This is a genomic window from Sorangium sp. So ce124 (assembly GCF_051525235.1).
Classification (GTDB): Bacteria; Myxococcota_A; Polyangia; order Polyangiales; family Polyangiaceae; genus Sorangium; species Sorangium atrum.
Map to the genome: position 1 here is coordinate 822322 of NZ_CP150312.1, position 16747 is coordinate 839068.

At 69.1% G+C, this 16747-nt stretch carries 10 protein-coding genes; 5 read left to right on the forward strand and 5 right to left on the reverse strand.

What is annotated here, in order from left to right; all coding sequences use genetic code 11:
- Positions 1-19: 19 nt before the first annotated feature.
- Complete coding sequence (locus tag WMF19_RS03020) at positions 20-553, reverse strand: hypothetical protein (RefSeq protein WP_437798674.1); 534 nt, start codon at positions 551-553, stop codon at positions 20-22.
- Positions 554-1157: 604 nt separating this feature from the next.
- On the reverse strand, positions 1158-1304 hold the full coding sequence (locus tag WMF19_RS03025; protein WP_437897709.1) for a hypothetical protein: 147 nt from the start codon (positions 1302-1304) through the stop codon (positions 1158-1160).
- A 155-nt stretch (positions 1305-1459) separates the two neighbouring features.
- Here WMF19_RS03025 and WMF19_RS03030 point away from each other — a divergent pair, with 155 nt between their 5' ends.
- From WMF19_RS03030 to WMF19_RS03040, 3 genes are read left to right on the forward strand one after another with little or no spacing between them, the layout of a single operon-like run.
- Positions 1460-1732, forward strand: coding sequence for a metal/formaldehyde-sensitive transcriptional repressor (locus WMF19_RS03030; RefSeq protein WP_437297622.1), 273 nt, complete (start codon positions 1460-1462; stop codon positions 1730-1732).
- Positions 1733-1743: 11 nt separating this feature from the next.
- Positions 1744-2772 carry a CDF family Co(II)/Ni(II) efflux transporter DmeF gene (dmeF, locus tag WMF19_RS03035; RefSeq protein WP_437897710.1) on the forward strand — a complete coding sequence of 343 codons (1029 nt, stop codon included), beginning with the start codon at positions 1744-1746 and terminating at the stop codon, positions 2770-2772.
- Complete coding sequence (locus WMF19_RS03040; protein WP_437897711.1) at positions 2769-3338, forward strand: manganese efflux pump MntP; 570 nt, start codon at positions 2769-2771, stop codon at positions 3336-3338. Before dmeF ends, WMF19_RS03040 begins: the two co-directional genes overlap by 4 nt.
- A 102-nt stretch (positions 3339-3440) precedes the next feature.
- On the opposite strand, the gene WMF19_RS03045 is transcribed toward WMF19_RS03040, so the two are convergent.
- Positions 3441-4709: a glycosyltransferase gene (locus tag WMF19_RS03045; protein WP_437897712.1), complete on the reverse strand. Its 1269-nt coding sequence runs from the start codon at positions 4707-4709 to the stop codon at positions 3441-3443.
- 671 nt (positions 4710-5380) lie between these two features.
- A complete protein-coding gene (locus WMF19_RS03050) occupies positions 5381-7846 on the reverse strand; it encodes a membrane dipeptidase (protein ID WP_437897713.1) in 2466 nt (821 codons plus the stop codon).
- Between the two features lie 332 nt (positions 7847-8178).
- Between WMF19_RS03050 and WMF19_RS03055 the strand changes: the two genes are divergently transcribed.
- Both WMF19_RS03055 and WMF19_RS03060 read left to right on the forward strand, forming a co-directional pair.
- Positions 8179-13770 carry a DNRLRE domain-containing protein gene (locus tag WMF19_RS03055; RefSeq protein WP_437897714.1) on the forward strand — a complete coding sequence of 1864 codons (5592 nt, stop codon included), beginning with the start codon at positions 8179-8181 and terminating at the stop codon, positions 13768-13770.
- 109 nt (positions 13771-13879) lie between these two features.
- Positions 13880-15535 (forward strand): VWA domain-containing protein, encoded by a 1656-nt coding sequence (locus tag WMF19_RS03060; protein ID WP_437897715.1) that lies wholly within the window; start codon positions 13880-13882, stop codon positions 15533-15535.
- Positions 15536-15627: 92 nt separating this feature from the next.
- Here the strand turns inward: WMF19_RS03060 and WMF19_RS03065 are convergent, their stop codons facing one another.
- Positions 15628-16629 (reverse strand): AraC family transcriptional regulator ligand-binding domain-containing protein, encoded by a 1002-nt coding sequence (locus WMF19_RS03065; protein WP_437897716.1) that lies wholly within the window; start codon positions 16627-16629, stop codon positions 15628-15630.
- Between the last annotated feature and the right edge of the window lie 118 nt (positions 16630-16747).

Sequence of the window (16747 nt, forward strand, 5' to 3'; positions counted from 1 at the left end):
AGAACAGCAACCAGCTTGTTCATCTCGGTTCTCCCCCGAATCTCCAGATAGGCCCAGCAGTTACCATCACGACCACGCTGCCAGGAAGAACACGGCTGCTCCCGCCAGCCCAGTCCACGTTGAGGCTCGTGGATGCCCCCAGGCGCCCAGCGAAGTACCAGTCGGACTGTGCGCGCCCGCCTGGAGCGAGCCCCATCACGCGGTTACAGAGCACGGCACCGCACACCGGCATCGAGTAGAGCGACAGGGATGGCCCGAGGCTGACGCTGCCTGTCTTCGTGTCGTACCCGAGCGTGACCGCCGTTCGGTCGTAGAGGCCTACGCGGGAGCCAGGGACGATGCTGAACATGTTATGAAGTTCGAGGCGGAACTCGCTGCTCTTTCGCCAGAGCACCTTGGCGAACGGGCTCAACGCGAGCCTGGACTCGGTCCCGACCTGGATCCCGCCCACGCTCACACCAGCGCTGAACTCGCGCGCATGTACCGGCCTGGGCGCGACGACGAAGAGCTCACAGGCACAGAGAATGAAGATAAGCCGCAGTGACTGAATCACGCAGAGATCCCCTCCCTTCTGCGATCATCTTGGCTCACCGGATAGCGCGTGATCCGAGGAGCGTGGTGGATTGTTCCATATGTAAACTGGCTTTCCAAGAAAAATAGGAAAGATTTCGCAAGCATCACATGGCACGTGGCTGCTGAGTCGTGAGCCGTTCAGGACGGGGACGGAGCGTACGCCGTTACGCAGTTCGGGGTCCGGCATGTATTTGATGAGGCCGCTGCGCAGAAGCCTATGGAATCACGGCAATTCTAGCTCTCGGTGCACCTTCGCATGCGCGAGGAGCATGCGTTTCCGCACGTGATTCATTGGCGTATAGATAGAATTATATTGAGGAGATTGACGCCTGCATGGTTTCGCACGGTCGGATCTACCAAACGTTCCACTGGACCTACCTGCTGTCATTCTGGTTGATAGGCTGAGTAAAAATTCCAATTTTGGAAGAAATGGGAGCTGGCGACGTGGCAGAGAGCGCACCTGCATGCGCGATGGTGAGGCCGGCCATTTCGGTTTCGTCACGACCATGCGGGAGTCCTTGCTTCGAGAGGCGCCGCTCGAGCGAACATGCCGTTGAAGCGCGGGCGCGCTCACGCTCGGCGAGTCAGAGCTCGGCACCGACCGGGTGCTCGGGCCGTCCGGCCGCTTCGCCCGCTACGCCGTCAACGTCGAGGTGGCGCGCATCCTTGCCGACCGTGAGCGCCGGCAGCTGCGGGCCATCGTCGAGAACCGCAAGCCGGCGCACGCCCATTTCGTGGACCTGATCGAGCCCCCTGCCGAACCTCTAGGAGTTCGGCCTCAGCGACCTCGGCGAGGGCGACAGACCTGCACTGACCCTCGCCGGGCTTCGAGCGGAGCCAGCGCGCGGCGCTTGACCATGATAGTATACCCCCCTATGCTATATGCGTGCACACGGTCGAGAACAAAAAGAAGCTCATCGCCCGCGTCCGGCGGATCCGCGGGCAGCTCGAAGCGGTGGAGCGAGCCCTCGAGGGCGAAGCGGGGTGCTCGGAGGTCCTGCAGACGGTGACCTCGGCGCGCGGCGCGCTGAACGGCCTCGTGGGCGAGCTCATCGAAGGGCACATCCGCACCCACGTCATCGACGGGGAGCGCGCAACGGCACCTCAGCGGGAGGCCGCGGAGGAGCTGGTTCAGATCGTCCGCGCCTATGTGAAGTGAAGGAAGCAACGATGAGCGACTCCACTGGATCCGACATGCTCGCCCAGCTTCGACACGCCCACGACCACGGCGCGGCCGCGGCTTCGCACGAAACCAAGACCCGGTGGGTCGTCGCGCTGACCTTCGCCATGATGCTGGCGGAGCTCGTGGTCGGCCATGCGACGAACTCGCTCGCGCTCACGGCCGACGGTTGGCACATGGCCACGCATGCGGGCGCGCTCGGCATGGCGGCGTTTGCGTACTGGTTCGCGCGCAAGCAGTCCGGGTCGAGCGCGTTCTCCTTCGGGACGGGCAAGGTGCACGCCCTCGCCGGGTACACGAGCGCTGTCGTGCTTGCGCTCATCGCGCTCCTCATGGTCGTCGAGTCGCTGCGCCGTCTCCTCCATCCCGAGACGATCGCCTTCTTGGAGGCGCTTCCTGTCGCCGTCGTCGGTCTCGCGGTCAACCTCGTCAGCGTGAAGCTCCTCCACGCCGACGAGCACCATCACGAGGCGCACGACGACCATCCCGACCACGGCCACCACGGTCACCACGATCACGACCATGGCGATCACGACGACGAGCACGCCCATGGCCACGACCACCACGGGCACGACCACAACTTGCGTGCGGCGTACTTCCACGTCCTCGCGGACGCGCTGACCAGCGTGCTCGCGATCCTCGCCCTCCTCGGTGGGCGCTACCTTGGCTGGACGTTCCTCGACGCCGGGATGGGCATCGTCGGCGGGCTCGTCGTCGCGAAGTGGAGCTACGGGCTCTGCCGACAGGCAGCCAGGCAGCTGCTCGACGTCGTCCCTTCCGAGTCCCTCGCTCGGCGCATCCGCGATCGAATCGAGTCCACCTTCGCTGGAGCGAGCGTCGTCGATCTCCACCTGTGGGACATCGGTCCCGGCGCGCGCGCCTGCATCGTTTCGGTCGCGGTGCCGAGCCCCCTGGCGCCTTCCGCCTACCGCGACGCGCTCGTCCCGATCGCGAGCCTCCAGCACGTAACTGTCGAGGTTCACCCGCTCTCTGTCGGCGACGCGCGGAGGGGCTCGTGAGTTACAGCGCGATCTTGCTCCTCGCGCTCGGGCTCGCGATGGACGCGACCGCCGTCGCGGCGGCACGGGGGCTGTCTGTCCCGGCGATTCGAGCGCGCCACGTCCTGCTCGTCGCGGGGTTCTTCGGCGGCTCTCAGGCCCTGATGCCCGTCATCGGCTGGCTGCTCGGAGCGCGGATCGGTCCGCGCGTGCAAGCGTGGGACCACTGGATCGCGTTCGTGCTGCTCGCGTTCCTCGGCGGAAAGATGCTCTGGGAAGCCCGCGGCGACGACAGCGGCGAGGGCGAGACCACGGTCGATCCCTTCGCGTGGAGCTCGATGTTCGTGCTGGCGATCGCCACCAGCATCGACGCGCTCGCCGTGGGCATCACGCTGCCGATGTTGAACGCCCCGTTCGCGATCTCCGTCGTGACGATCGGCGTCGTCACGGCGCTGCTCAGCGCAGCGGGGCTGTTCGCGGGACGGCGGTTCGGGGCGATGCTCGGCAAGCGTCTCGACATCGCTGGGGGGGTCGTTCTCATCGGGCTCGGGTTCAAGATTCTCCTCGAACACCTGCTGATGTCGTAGGCGTGTCCCCGCAGACCGCGCCCGCCGGCTTTGCGTCCCCGGAGTGTACTGGCTCTCTTGTACGTGACGGCGGAACACGATCCGTTGCGTCGGAGCGCCCGCTCAGATCGACAGCGCGATCGGCGAGCGCCGCCGCGCGCTGGCCGCTGCGTCGCCGCGCGGCGCGCCCCAGCCACGGCCCGGGACCTCGGCGGCCGCGCCCACGCCGAGCGCGCGCTGCAAGAACGATGAGCCCCGCGCATAGGCGAGCAGGTCGCTCGGCCGGACGGCAGGCATGCCGCGGTGCAGCTGCCGTACGAGCAGCAACGCGTAGAGGTCCATGTAGCGCTCGACCATGCGGGCAGCGGAGTAGCGCTGGAGCGTGACCTTCCGGCCGTACCGCCCCATCCGCGCGGCGAGCGCGGGGTCGTCGCGGAGCTCCGTCAGCCTGGCCGCGAGCGCCTCGGCGTCCCCGGAAGGCACGAGGAAGCCCGTGTACCCGTCGGTGAGGGCCGTGGGCACGCCGCCCACCGCGGTCGCGACGACGGGGAGCCCGGCGGCCATCGCCTCGAGGACGGCGAGCGGCAGGCCCTCGGCGACGGAGCAGAGGGCGAACGCGTCGAGCGCGGCGAGGATCTGGGGCACGCCGTGCCGCCCGCCGACGAAGAGCGCGCGGTCGGACAGGCCGAGCTCGCGCGCGAGCGCGACGAGCCGCGCGCGCTCCGGGCCATCTCCGACGAGGAGCAGCCGCCCGTCCTCCGGCAGCGCGTGCGCCGCCGCGCGCAGGAGCAATGCGTGGTTCTTCACGGCAGAGAGGCACGCCACGCTCCCGAGCACCCAGGCTTGCTGCGAGATGCCGAGCTCGGCCCTGACACGGGCCCTGGCCACCGGATCGGGCGCGAACCGCGACAGGTCGAGGCCGCTGGCGACGACGTGCAGCTTCTCGGCGCTGACCTGGCCCTGGTTGACCAGCATGTCGGCCGTCGGCCGCGAGACCGCGACGTGGGCGTCGACGAACGCGGCGGCGGCGCTGCGCAGCCATCGCCGGCTTTGCAGGTCGTCCGAGACGCCGTGCTTCGTGTGGACGACCGGGACGCGGTGCAGCCAGCCCGCGGGCGCGGCATAGATGAGCGGCTGCTGGTTGTGCGCATGGACGAGCGAGATACCTCTCGCCCTGAAGAGCGCGACGAGCCGGGCGGTCATGCTCACGTCGAAGCCGCGGCGCTTCGGCAAGAGCTGCACATCGACGCCGCGCCGCCGCAGCTGCTCCGCCCGCGGGCCATCCGGATCGTCGGCGATGGCGATCACGGTCACGTCATGGCCCGCAGCGCGCTGGAGCGCCGCCAGATCGACGACCACCTGCTCGGCGTCGCCGGCCTTCAAGCTGCTCACAACGTGCGCAATCCCGAGCTTCCATGGAAGCCCCGCCCGGCCAAGGTCGCGGCCTCCCGCGCCGTAAATGTCACGAACATCCATGTCTCCCCCCCTCGAACGAATGGAACAGTGTCGACGCGCGCTGCTCGTCCAGCGTGCCTGCGCTGCCTGGCTCCTCAAGGCGTGATCCGGCCTCTCCGATCGGCGGAGCGGCGCTCCCTGGCCAATGCAGCGAAGCGATGATGGACGAGCGTCCTGGGCTTGAGAAGCGTAAGCGCTGCAGCACGCCGAGGGCGCTGCGCGGCGGATGGTAGGAAAGTTGATTGGCGTGGAATATAGGCCGAACCCGGAATGTGGCAATAGAAAACGGTGGTGAATGGTAAGACGGTGGTACACGAGGATTGTTGTCCAGGCCGAGCCGCGCGGCGTGCGCTCGCTCCGGCTGGACGGGATCCGTCCGCGACTTCCAGCCCCGGCGCGAACGTCGGGGTTCTCCCGCGGCCGCATACGGTTCTGTCCCGCAGAACCAGCGCCTCAGCGACGGAGAGGCATTGAAGAAGGTGTGCGGGCGCTCGTTGACGAGGGGCAGGTCCACGCGTCATCGCTCCCGTCGCGGTCAGTCGGGCGCCGGCGATCGACCTGCCTCCCGGCAAGTGAGATTGGCGACGTCTGGCGTGTCGCGTGGCGCGTCAGCGACAGAAGAGGAACCTGCAGTTCCCGGACGCGCACTGGTTGTCCTTCGTGCACGCCGCCCCCCGGCCGCGCTTGCCGACGCACTCACCCTCGTTGGTACCCCACCCGCAGAACTGGCTCGCCGCGCAGTGCGCGTCGGAGCGGCAGAGGCAGGTCTGGGTGAGATCGCCGCAGCGGTTGCTGGGGCATTCCTCGTTCACACGGCAGCCCTGGCCGATGCTCTTCGATCCGGGCGTGTAACAGAAGCCCGCGCCGGCGATCAGCCCGCCGCAGCGGCCGGAGGCGCACTCGCTGTCGCGCGTGCACAGCTGATGCTCGGCCTTCTTCGGCTCGCAGGCGTTGTCGCCGCCGACTCCAGGTGTCTTGAGCGCGCAGCGGAGGCCGCTGCCGCAATCGGCGTCGTCGTTGCAGACGCAGCGCCCCGGGATCGCGTTGCAGGCGACGGCAGTGCACTGGCCGCTCGCGCACTCGTCATCGAACCGGCATCGCCCGCCCAGCACCTGAAATCCAGGGCAGTAGGCCGCACCGCACTTCGTGGGATAGGCGAGCTCCCGCTCCTCCGCCGCCACGAAGGGCGCGATGCCGGTCTCGTCGAGATCGGCGGCGGGATCGGCCATCCCGGCCCGCGGCCCCTGGGCGCGCTCCCACATGCGGAGGAAGGACTCCGTCGAGGATCTCAGGCCGGTCGTGTCCACGCCCAGGCGATCCAGGTCGGCCAGGAGGTCGGGCAGCATCCCCTCGTGGGCCAGTCCCTTCTCGTCGAACTCCGTCCCCAGGGGGCCGGGCCCCTGCGCGCGCTGCTCCCAGGCCTGGCAATCGGCCTCTGCCTGGAACGCCGCCGAGCAGGCGCCGTCCTCGCCGAAGCGCGGCCGGGTCTGCTGGATGAAGCCGTTGAGATCGGCCCCGAAGGCCATGGGGACCTTCAGGCCGAGCCGCCCGTACTCGTAGGCCTGCGCGAAGGAGCGGGACGAGCCCTGGCAGCTGTTCTCGACCGAGCTGCGGCTGTACTGCCGGGTCTCGTCGTGCGCGGTGCGCAGGCCGAAGATGCCGCCCGTCTGCCGGAGCATCCGGATCACCCGCGCCGGCGTGGACTTCTCCTTTTCGGCCACCGCCGGGGCCATGATCTCCCGGAAGTGACCGTGGGAGATGTAGATCGGATAATAGTCGCGCGCCCGCGCCAGCTGGAACACCCGATCGACGCCGCGCTCCGAGAGGTGCGCGACGTCGAGCAGCATCCCCCGGTCCATCATCTCGCCGACGAGCGCCTCGCCGAGGGGCGTCAGCCCGCGCATGTTGCGGCAGCTCGCGTCGACATCCATGCCCAGCGTGACCCCCGCGAGGGTGGCGCCGCAGTCGGTGTCGATGAAGCAGCTCTCTGTGTACTGCGCGAACTGGAAGATCGGGTTGTGCAGCGCCGCCCCGCCGAAGGCGTTGTCGACCTGGTGCACCGGCTGGAGCGTCCGGACCCCCAGGGCGTGGTACTTGGCGAGCTGCGCGCGCATCTTCGCCGCGTCGACGTCTCGGCCGAACAGGTGGCTGGCCTCGATGGACAGCACCACCGCCAGCTTGCCCGCGCCGATGATCTGCCGGGCGTGCGCCGGCGAGAGCGCGATCTCCATCCAGCCGGCGTTTCGCGCGGCCAGCGCGCGGGTCATCTGGATCTGGAGATCGACATCCACCATCTCGTCGCAGGCCCGCTGCCGGTTCTGCTCCGGCAGGATCGAGCAGAGCCAGTCGTAGCTCACCGCCGACATGACGATGAGGCTCAGCCCGCGATCGTGCGCCGCGCGCAGCCAGCTCACATGGCCCTGCTGGTGAGCGATGGTGTTCCAGCGCGGCCACCCCTCGGAGAAGCGCTTTCGCCCGAGGTGGAGCCCTGTGTCGCCGCTCGTCCCCTCCGTCTGGCCGATCACCTCCGAGCCGAGGACGCCGCCCCCCAGGCCGAGCAGCGCGGAAAGCGCGCCGCTGCTGGCGAAATCGAGCATCGTCGACTGAGGGCACCGGTCAAGGAGCGCGCTGAGATCCTGTCGAACGCGGCCGTGATCGCTCCCTGGGCTGCCGCCGTCGCAATCGTCCAGCGCGCCGGCGCCGTCGTGTTTGCCGTGGAGCCATCCACCCCCGAACGCCTCCTCCGACATCATGTGGAAGTGCAGATCCGCGAACCCGCTCACCGGGGCTCCGCCGAGCGCCGCCGCGGAGGGGACGGGGAGCGCCGCCGCGGCGCCGTCTGCCGCCGCGGCGCCGGCGGAGAGGCCGAGCGAGGCAGAGAGCGCGAGATCGTCCGTCTCGCCCTGCTCGCCGGCAGGCGAGGGCGTTCCCGGGTCGCACGCGGACGTCATGAGGGCGAGGGCGGCGAGGGCCGCGGTCGCGAAGGGGCGCGGCCAGCGCCGGCGGCGCTCTCGGGGCGCCGGGCCGGGGCGAGTCGATAGAGCAGGTGTCAGGCGATCGTCAGGGCAGGTCATGGGTGTCGCGGTCCGAGGGTCGTGGGGGTTCCAGGCGCTGAGGACGCCTGGTTATCTGGGGTAGTTTCCACCGCATTTTCAAGCGGTGCACCGCGCCTGCGCAGCGCGTGGCGGGTTTTGTCAGCGCCTGGCGCGTTTTGTCGCCTTCGCCGCCGCTCCAGAGGCAGCTACTCCACGCAACGATGGGAGACCGCGAGCCGCTCCGCGAGCGGGCACGGCGGCCGACCGCGTCACGTCCGCTCATCTCGGCCGACCAGGCCGTCGGGGTTGATTCAATGACAGTTCTCAGGTCCATGCTGATACGTCGGCTCATTCAACCACGAGACGCCCTCGTGCATTCGAGGCGCGCGGGGCGCCTCCCGCTCCTCCTCTGCCTGGGCATCGTCGCACCGGCCTGCGCGGGCGGCGCCGACGAGCCGAGCGAGCCGAGCGAGCCCATCGGAAGCGTGCAACAAGCGCTCTGCTCCGCGGACGACGTGGGCTGCCAGAGCGGCGCCCCGAGCTGGCCGAGGTGGTCCCAGCAGCCCGATCGGCCGGCCGCCGTGTTCGACGAGTTCGAGACCGGCTCGGGCGCCGCGAGCGCGTCGAGCAGCGCCAGCTCCAGCAGCGCGTCGAGCAGCGCCAGCGGCTCGAGCGGGGCCGGCGGAGGCTCCGGCGTCGAGTTCAAGGTCAAGGCGTGCGACCCGAACCAGCTCGGCAAGATGCCGGAGAGCCCCAACTCGAAGGGCGCGGATCTCCAGAACATCACGACGAACTTCCACGTCCTGCAGTCGATGCAGCTCCTCTCGTCGATCGTCAACAAGACGTCCGAGGCCATCAACGCCGCCGAGACGGAGACCGTCGCAGACGCGGACAAGGGCAAGTGCGTCTGCACACAGCGCGTGGTCGCCGGGTGCACGGACGTCATCCAGAAGAGCAAGACGACCTACGAGGAGTGCTCCGACTTCTGCGATCCGGTCACGACGCCGACGAACACCTGCAGCACCGGGGTGCTCGTCTGGCTCGCCAACGACTTCCAGCAGACCGAAGCGGGCAAGTTCAAATGGGCCTTCTCCACCGTCAAGTGGCTCGACAAGATCGCCGGTGAGATCTCCGACGGGCGCTTCGCCGACTTCCTGGAGCAGGTCGGCGGCGAGCTCGAGAACGCCACGGAGCTGCTCGCGAAGATCCAGTGTTATATCGACCTCTACACCGAGGGCTACCACCTCGGCAGCTACTCCGAGCAGCGGCCCGATCTGCACATGTGCATCCCCTGGGCGGGACACGGCGCGTACGCCACGATGGTCGAGAGCGGCGACGGCAAGTGGGGCATCGGCGGCCGCTACGAGTCGCATAACCTGAGCGAGGAGCGGCGCGCCCAGATGCGCACCGGCGGCTTCGCCGTGACGGCGTTCGGCAAGACGCTGAGCATCCTCCCGGGGATGGAGTTCGACATGCAGCTCGACGGCTACAAGTGGTTCAACCGCGAAGCCCCCCTCGGCATCCCGGCCTTCGGCCACTCGGGCGGCGGGGGCTTGAGCCTCTCCGCCGCCAAGAAGAACGGGGTCTTCTACCTGGCGGACGAGGATCAGACCGAATCGCTCGACACCGACCACGACGGCCGGGTGTCTCCGCAGGAGTTCCTCATCGGGACCTACATGCCGTTCTCTTACACGGCGGACTACACGCCGGCCGGCGCTCCGAGCCCGGCCACATGGCCCAGGGATGCGGCGGAGCCGGTCGAGGACTGGGAAGGGCGCTCCGCCGCCGTCATGGCCGCGGCGCTCAACCTGGATCTGCAGATGAAGCCGATCGAGAAGGAGCTGACGAAGATCCCGCTCCCCCCGGTCCCCGGCGCGTTCCTCATCCCGTATTTCAAGCTCGGCGCCGGGGTCAAGTGGTACGACGAGGCCTATTTCATGCGCAAGCGCCTGCAGGAGGCGCTCAACAAGCACACGAACCACAAGATCGAGAACGTCGATTTCGATCGCAACATGCACCCGTTCCAGGCGCCGGACGTGACGGGCGAGGCGGGGACGGAGGTCTCGGTGCGCCCGGAGATCGGCGCGAAGCTCTTCCTCGGCGTGCCGCTCGGCAAGCGGCTGAAGGTCGGCGTGGAGGCGAGCATCGGCTTCTCCGTGGATCTCAAGCCGAGCGGCTCCGGCGGCGTGGTCGACCTCAACACCTCGCTCGAGCGGGCGCTCGTGAACAGCAACCCTGACGAGTCGCTCGAGTGCAAGCCCGTCTTCAACTACAAAGATCAGACGTACTGCTCGAACCGCTTCGTCGAGGAGTCCGGGATGAACCTCGGCTGCTCCCCGCTCGACACGAACAACTCCTGCTGCCTCACCTTCATCACCGGCGGCCGCGCCTGCATCGACGACTGGACGGGGATCACCGAGGAGCTGTGCAATCCAGGCAAGCTCTCGTACGAGCTGTTCTCCACCTTCATGAAGGAGAAGAAGGCCAAGCTGCTCAAGACCGCCTTCCAGCAAGGCTTCACCGCCAAGTGGAACGCGAACAAGACCTGTGACGAGTGCGACAGCGACGGCACCTGCGCGACCGACGTGCGCAGCGACGATCTCCGCGACATCTCGGGCTGCCAGAAGCACGGCGTCTGCTGCCTCCCCGTGGCGTCATCGCCCTTCGGCCTGGCGGGGTCGCACGGCCTCGTGAACGGCACGTACGATCAGGCCCGCTTCCTCCAGAACGGCGACCTGGCCTACGACGCGTCGACGCGCATGCTCTACGTCGCGGACCGGACCGCCGTGCGCCGCATCGACCTGACGAGCGGCGCGGTGACGACGATCGCGGGGTCGACGACCTCGGGCACCACCGACGGCGTGGGCACCGCCGCGCGGTTCAACACCATCTCGGGCATCACGCTCCACAACGGCGCCCTCTACATCGCCGATCGCGGCAGCCGCACGATCCGCAAGCTCACGCTGAGCAGCGGCCAGGTCACGACGATCGCCGACCGCACCGTTGTCGGCACGCCGCGTGACGTGGCCGTGGTCGGAGGCAGCCTGTACGTCACGAACAGCGGAGACCGCACGCTGGTCTGGATCGACCTCGCGACGGGCGCGAACATCGCGGTCGCCGGCCTGGCCTCCGCGTCCGGGAACGCCGACGGCGTGGGGACGACCGCGCGGTTCGCGGAGCCGTCCGGCATCGTCGCCGACGGGCGCGGCAACCTCTACATCGCCGACGCGTTCAACCACTCGCTGCGCCGGTTCGAGATCGCGACCTCGATGGTCACCACCGTGGCAGGCAACGGCACCGCGGGCTCCGCGGACGGCGTCGGGACGGCCGCTCGGCTCACCTCGCCGCAGGCGCTCGCGATCGACGGCTCTGGAAGCGTGTTCATCGGCGAGGGCAACAGGCCCGGTCGCATCCGGCGCTTCGACCCGGCGCTCGGCGCCACGTCCACGGTCGCCGGCGGGCCTGGCACCGTGTGGCAAGACGGCCTGGCCGCGACCGCCGTCCTCGAGCTGCCCGGCGGCCTGGCCGTGCTGCCCTCCGGCGACATCTACGTGAGCGACACGCTGCCCTCGACGGTCCGCAAGATCGGGAGCAACTGCGACTCGACGATCCCGGGAGCCGTCACCTACGACGTCACGGAGGCCGAGTGCCCTGGCACCTTCGGCGCGTACCGCTGCGTGACCGAGACAAAGAGCGATGTCGTCGAGTGGAGGGGCCCCGGGTGCCACCCGCTCCACTCGGGCTTCCAGTCCGCGTGCGGCTGCGCGTCGAACGCCGACTGCGCGAGCGGCGAGACGTGCGACGCGGTGAAGAAGCTGTGCACCGTCGGCGGAACGCCCGTCGACTGCCTGTGCAGCGCGGACCCGAACCCGACCTGCGCGAGCGAGCCAGGCCGCACGTGCGTCGAGGGCGCGTGCGCCCGCCGCTGCAACTACGACGTTGCCACCGCGGACACCGTCTGCGGCTACGGTCAGGTCTGCACGCCTGACGGAGCGTGCGCGCCGCAGGGGGGCGCCCAGTTCGCCGAGCAGGTGATCTGGGGGCTCAAGAACCAGGAGGCGCCCGCCCACGCGATCGCCACCTACGGCATGAGCGAGATCGAGCTGATCGCCGCGCTCAACGCGGGCATTCACATCGGCCTCGAGGTCAAGCTGTTCAAGAAGCCGAAGAAGTTCACGCTCTGGGACTGGCGCCGGTCCTGGGATATCGGCTCTGTCGAGAAGGCCAAGTTCCAGCCCGGGCTCGAGGCGACGTACCAGTGGGACAGCACGTCGCTCGGCCAGGTGACGAACTACCAGCCGGAACAGGTGAAGCGCTACGCGACCGTCACGTCGGAGACCGCCGACTTCCTGGCGTGGTGCAAGGACGAGCTGCCGCTCTACGCGGAGGACCCGCTGCCCCCCACCACGGAGGACGTCACGGGCGGCGTGCAGGAGGTCCTCAGCTTCGGCTTCGACCTGGGAGAGCAGGTGTCCACGATGGAGAACCTCTGCATCGAAGGTCGGCCCATGATGGAGTGGCTGCAGGACAAGGACGCGCTCGCCGAGAAGTTCGTGACCGGCACCTGCACGTACGTCGGACTTGTGAGCGGCTTGCGCGGCAACCTCAGCTTCCCGTGCCAGGACGCGCACATCAACCTGCTCAAGCACTGGGGCTGCCTCGACGCGCAGGGCTCCGCCGTCGCCAACCAGCTGCGGGTGGGCGCCTTCAGCGGCGCCGTCGTCAACACCCCGACGCCCACGTTCGATCTGACCGCGCTGCTGTACGACACGAGCAACGGGCTCGAGGCGTCCAACCTGGTGCACCCGAGCGCCCTGGCCGAGGCGTGGCTCGCCGAGGTGGAGGCCTGCTTCGACGACCACTCCGAGGACACCGTGCCTTGCTCGTGCCTCGACGACGCGGATTGCACGACGGGACCGGGGCAGACCTGCGTGAGCGGGACGTGCCAGGGCCCCGAGGAGGACATCATCCAGTGCTCCGTCGTGAAGAACGCGGGCGTGACCGTCGAGCGCTGCTGCGGCGACGGCGTGCAGCAGGCGTCCGAGCAATGCGACGACGGCAATGCGCAGAGCGGCGACGGCTGCTCGTCGAGCTGCCGCCTGGAGACGAAGGGCGCGTGCTGCCAGTCCCAGGGCTGCACCGACCTCGGCACGGGCGGCATCAGCTCCAGCGCGAGCTGCCGTGAGGCCGGCGGCTACTTCCTGAGCGGCTACACCTGCGCGCAGATCGACGCCTGCGGGGCAGAGCCCATCGGCTCGTGTACGGAGCCCGACGGCGCCTGTCACACGCCGACCTACGAGGCGCAGTGCGACGCGGTGAGCGGCGTGTTCGTCGTCGGCGGCCACTGCGAGAACGAGCCGGAGCGGCTGACGCTCCAGCCCGGCAGCGCCGGCGTCGATGCGACGATCACCAACCTGGGCTCGGGTGTCGGGACCAACAATGGGAATTCCCCGAACCTGACCGCGGGGCTGTGGACCTCTGGCGGCACAAAATACGCGAACCGGGGCCTGCTCCGCTTCGATCTGTCGCCCATCCCGGCGGGCTCCACGATCGAGCGGGCGCGCCTCAGCCTCTACGCCGATCCCGCTGCGCGCCTCTACGGCCAGGGTACCTCGAACGGCCTCGGCCCGGGGCACGCGACGCTCGGCGGCTCCAACGCCTTCCTGCTCCAGCGCGTCACCTCGGCGTGGCAGGAGAACACCGTGACCTGGGGCAACCAGCCCACGACCACGTCGCTCCACGAGGTGCTCCTGCCGCGGAGCACGTCGGACGGTCAGGATTACGCGGGCGTGGACGTGACGGAGCTCGTGCGGGACATGCTGAGCGCGCCCTCGAGCAACCACGGCTTCATGATGCGGCTCCAGGACGAGGTGGTGAAGCACCGGGAGGTCTCGTTCACGTCGAGCGACTACGCGGTCGACGTGCGGCGCCCCAAGCTCGAGGTGGTGTTCCGGAGGCCCTGAACGCCGGCGCGATGGAGCGGGGCGCAGGCACGACGATGCGCCCCGCTCTCGATCTTTGGCTTTGATCGACACTCAAGAAGGATTGGAGAAGATGAGAAGCTCATTCAGAATGTTCGCAAGCGTCGCCGGCGGTCTCCTCACGAGCGTGGCGGGGGTGTCGGCGGCGCTGGCCCAGGTCGCCCCGCTGGACACGAACCATGTGGTGATCATCGACCGGTCCGGCAGCATGTACGGCGACCGCATCGAGCTCGCGAAGAAGGCGGCCAAGATCTACTGGAACACGCTCGTATCGAGCAATGTGCCAGCGTCGCAGTCGTTCACGGAGCTGCTCGGCGTGGCGAGCTACTCCGACACCTCGTCGATCACGTACCCCTTGACGGCGCTGCCGGCGTCCGGCCTGGACACGGCGGTCGACGCGCTCGTCGCGGACGGGTCGACCTCGATCGGGGCTGGCCTGGAGGAGGCGCTCGACATGCTGGTCGCCGAGAGCCCGACCAAGAGCGCGCGCGAGTGCGTCATCCTGCTGTCGGACGGGCAGCACAACACGCCGCCCGCCCCGAGCGACTTCTATTCGGACTATTACAACCGAGTGGACGAGGTCCACTCGATCGCGCTCGGGTCGGGGGCGGACGAGGCGATGATGAGCGACATCGCGGCGAACTACGGGGTCTCGCCCGGGCTCTACCTGCGCGCCGACAGCGACACCGCGATCGACCAGCTCGAGCTGATCGGCGCGTTCAACCGCATGGCGAACGACTGTCGCGACGGCGGCATGATCGATCAGGTGCTGACGGAGATCCTGCCGCAGTCGACGTCGTGCGCGGACGCGTTCGTCTCGGCGGCGCAGATCGTGGATTTCACGATGATCTTCGTCGGAGCGGCCGCGCCGGAGGTGCATTTGGAGCCCCCGCCGACGCACCCGACGTCCCCGATCTCCGAGACGAACTTCGCCACGTCTGGCTCCGACCTGACCTTCTTCTCGGCCGAGAACTTCAAGCGCTTCTCCCTGAACCTGACGCAGCCGTACGAGGAGGGGTCCTGGCAGTTCTGCGCCACGAACACCTCGGACCAGCCCATCTACCTCTACTCCGCTGTGTCGACCCTGGCCGACACGATCTCGCTCCGGGTCACGCCGAGCACGCTGAACGTCGGGACGGCGCCGCTCATCGTCGAGGCCGAGGTGAGCCACCTCGGCAGCCCGGTCCTGGGCGCCACGGTCAGCGCGGAGATGACCGGCCCGAGCGGCGCGGTCACGCCCCTGTCGTTCCATGACGACGGCGCCGCCGCGCACGGCGACACGACGGCCAACGACGGCGTCTACTCGCTGAAGATCGGCCAGTTCGCCGAGACGGGGAGCCACGAGGTCACGGTGTTCGCGGACCACGCCGGCAGCGCCACCGTCCCTATGTTCACGCGGCAGCACACGTTCGGGTTCTACAAGAACCCCGCGCCCACCTGCCAGAGCCTCGGGGCGATGAGCACGGCGATCGTCGCGTCGGTCAACGGCACCTCTTGCTTCCAGATCGATCGGACGAGCCTCCCGACCGGCTGGACGCCGGCGAACTTGACGCTGCAGATGAGCCCGACGGACGGCGTCCCGCTGAACGGCGTCAGCGTGTCGGCCAACGGCGGGGCGCCCCAGAGCGCCCCGGCGAACAGCTGGTCCGCGACGACCACGATCCCGTTCCCGGGCACCGCGAACGACGTTATCTATCAGGTGACCACGACGACCAACAGGCAGCTTCGGATTCAATGGTATCCGTGACGCTGCGCGACGGTCTCGGCGCGGTGAGCCGCTGACCCGACATGAACCCCGCGCGCCTGGCGTCGCCGTCGGGGCCGCCGGTGAGCTCCGGCTCACCGGCGGCGCAGCGCGCGGGACACCGAGCGCGTGCTCGTATAGCCGAGGCCGGCGGCGAGCGCGCGTCGCGTGGGGTTGGACGAGGCCAGGTAGCGGTTCGCCAGCTCGGTTCGCGCCTCCGTCAAGAGGGCGCGGTGCGACGTGCCCTGCTCTCGCAGCTGCCGCTGGAGCGTCCGCGAGCTCACGCCGAGGTGCTCGGCGACGCGATCGATGTTCGGGTTGCCCTGGGCGATGCAGAGCTGGAGGGCCTGCCGGACGTCGACGACGAAGCTCGACGGAGCGCCGGCGGCGGCCGCGGGCGCCCCGCCGGCGGCCTTGCCGAGCGCCTGGAGCCGCGCCGCCGCGCAATCCTCGAGGATCTCACAGAGGCGCGGCTCGGCGGAATGGAAGGGCAGCTCCAGGAGATCCCGATCGAAGACCAGCTCGTCGTAGGGGGCGTCGAACTCGACCCGCGCGTCGAAGACGCGCTCGTACTCGCCTGCGACGCGCTCGCGGCGGTGCCGGAAGCGCACCGCCAGAGGGCGGATGTGCTCGCCCGAGAACGCCCGGGTCCGGAGCACCATCAAGGTGACGATGAGATCCGCGACGGCGGGCACGCCGTCCGGCGAGACGTGGCGGAAATGCGCGCGGCGACCGGTCACCTCGAGGCTCAGGACGCCCCCGTTGGCGACCAGCGGAGCGAAGCGGATGACGCGCTCCAGCGCTGCGCCAAAGCTGCTGCTGCTGCGTGTCAGGTAGTCCAGGAGATCGAGCGAGCCGACCTCGAGCCCCTCCGCGGCGTGCAGCCCGAGCAGCGGATTGCCGCTCATCTTCTCGGCGGAGGACCATATCTGCCGCGCCACGCTCAGGGAGATCGGCAATCCGCGCTGGCGGAGCGCCTCCGGCGGGAGCGCGGCGTCGCGCAGGACCGCGTCGATCGGCAGCCCGAGCTTGGGCGCTGCGGAGAGGAGGAGCAGGACGAAATCAGAGAACGCAGACTGAGCCGGCGCATGGACCACGGTTCCTCACAAGCCAAATGTGTCGGAGCGTAGTGGCCGAAGCCGCCCGGGGCAACCCGGATCCTGGCGCCGCTCGCGGCGTGCGCGGGGCGCCCGGGGATGCGCGGCGAAAAGGGGG

What these genes read in the sequence shown, in the direction of transcription:
- WMF19_RS03025 (WP_437897709.1), bottom strand. Translation starts at nt 1,304, where the DNA reads ATGGGCGTGCGCCGGCTTGCGGTTCTCGACGATGGCCCGCAGCTGCCG.
- WMF19_RS03050 (WP_437897713.1), bottom strand. Translation starts at nt 7,846, where the DNA reads ATGACCTGCCCTGACGATCGCCTGACACCTGCTCTATCGACTCGCCCC.
- dmeF (WP_437897710.1), top strand. Translation starts at nt 1,744, where the DNA reads ATGAGCGACTCCACTGGATCCGACATGCTCGCCCAGCTTCGACACGCC.
- WMF19_RS03060 (WP_437897715.1), top strand. Translation starts at nt 13,880, where the DNA reads ATGTTCGCAAGCGTCGCCGGCGGTCTCCTCACGAGCGTGGCGGGGGTG.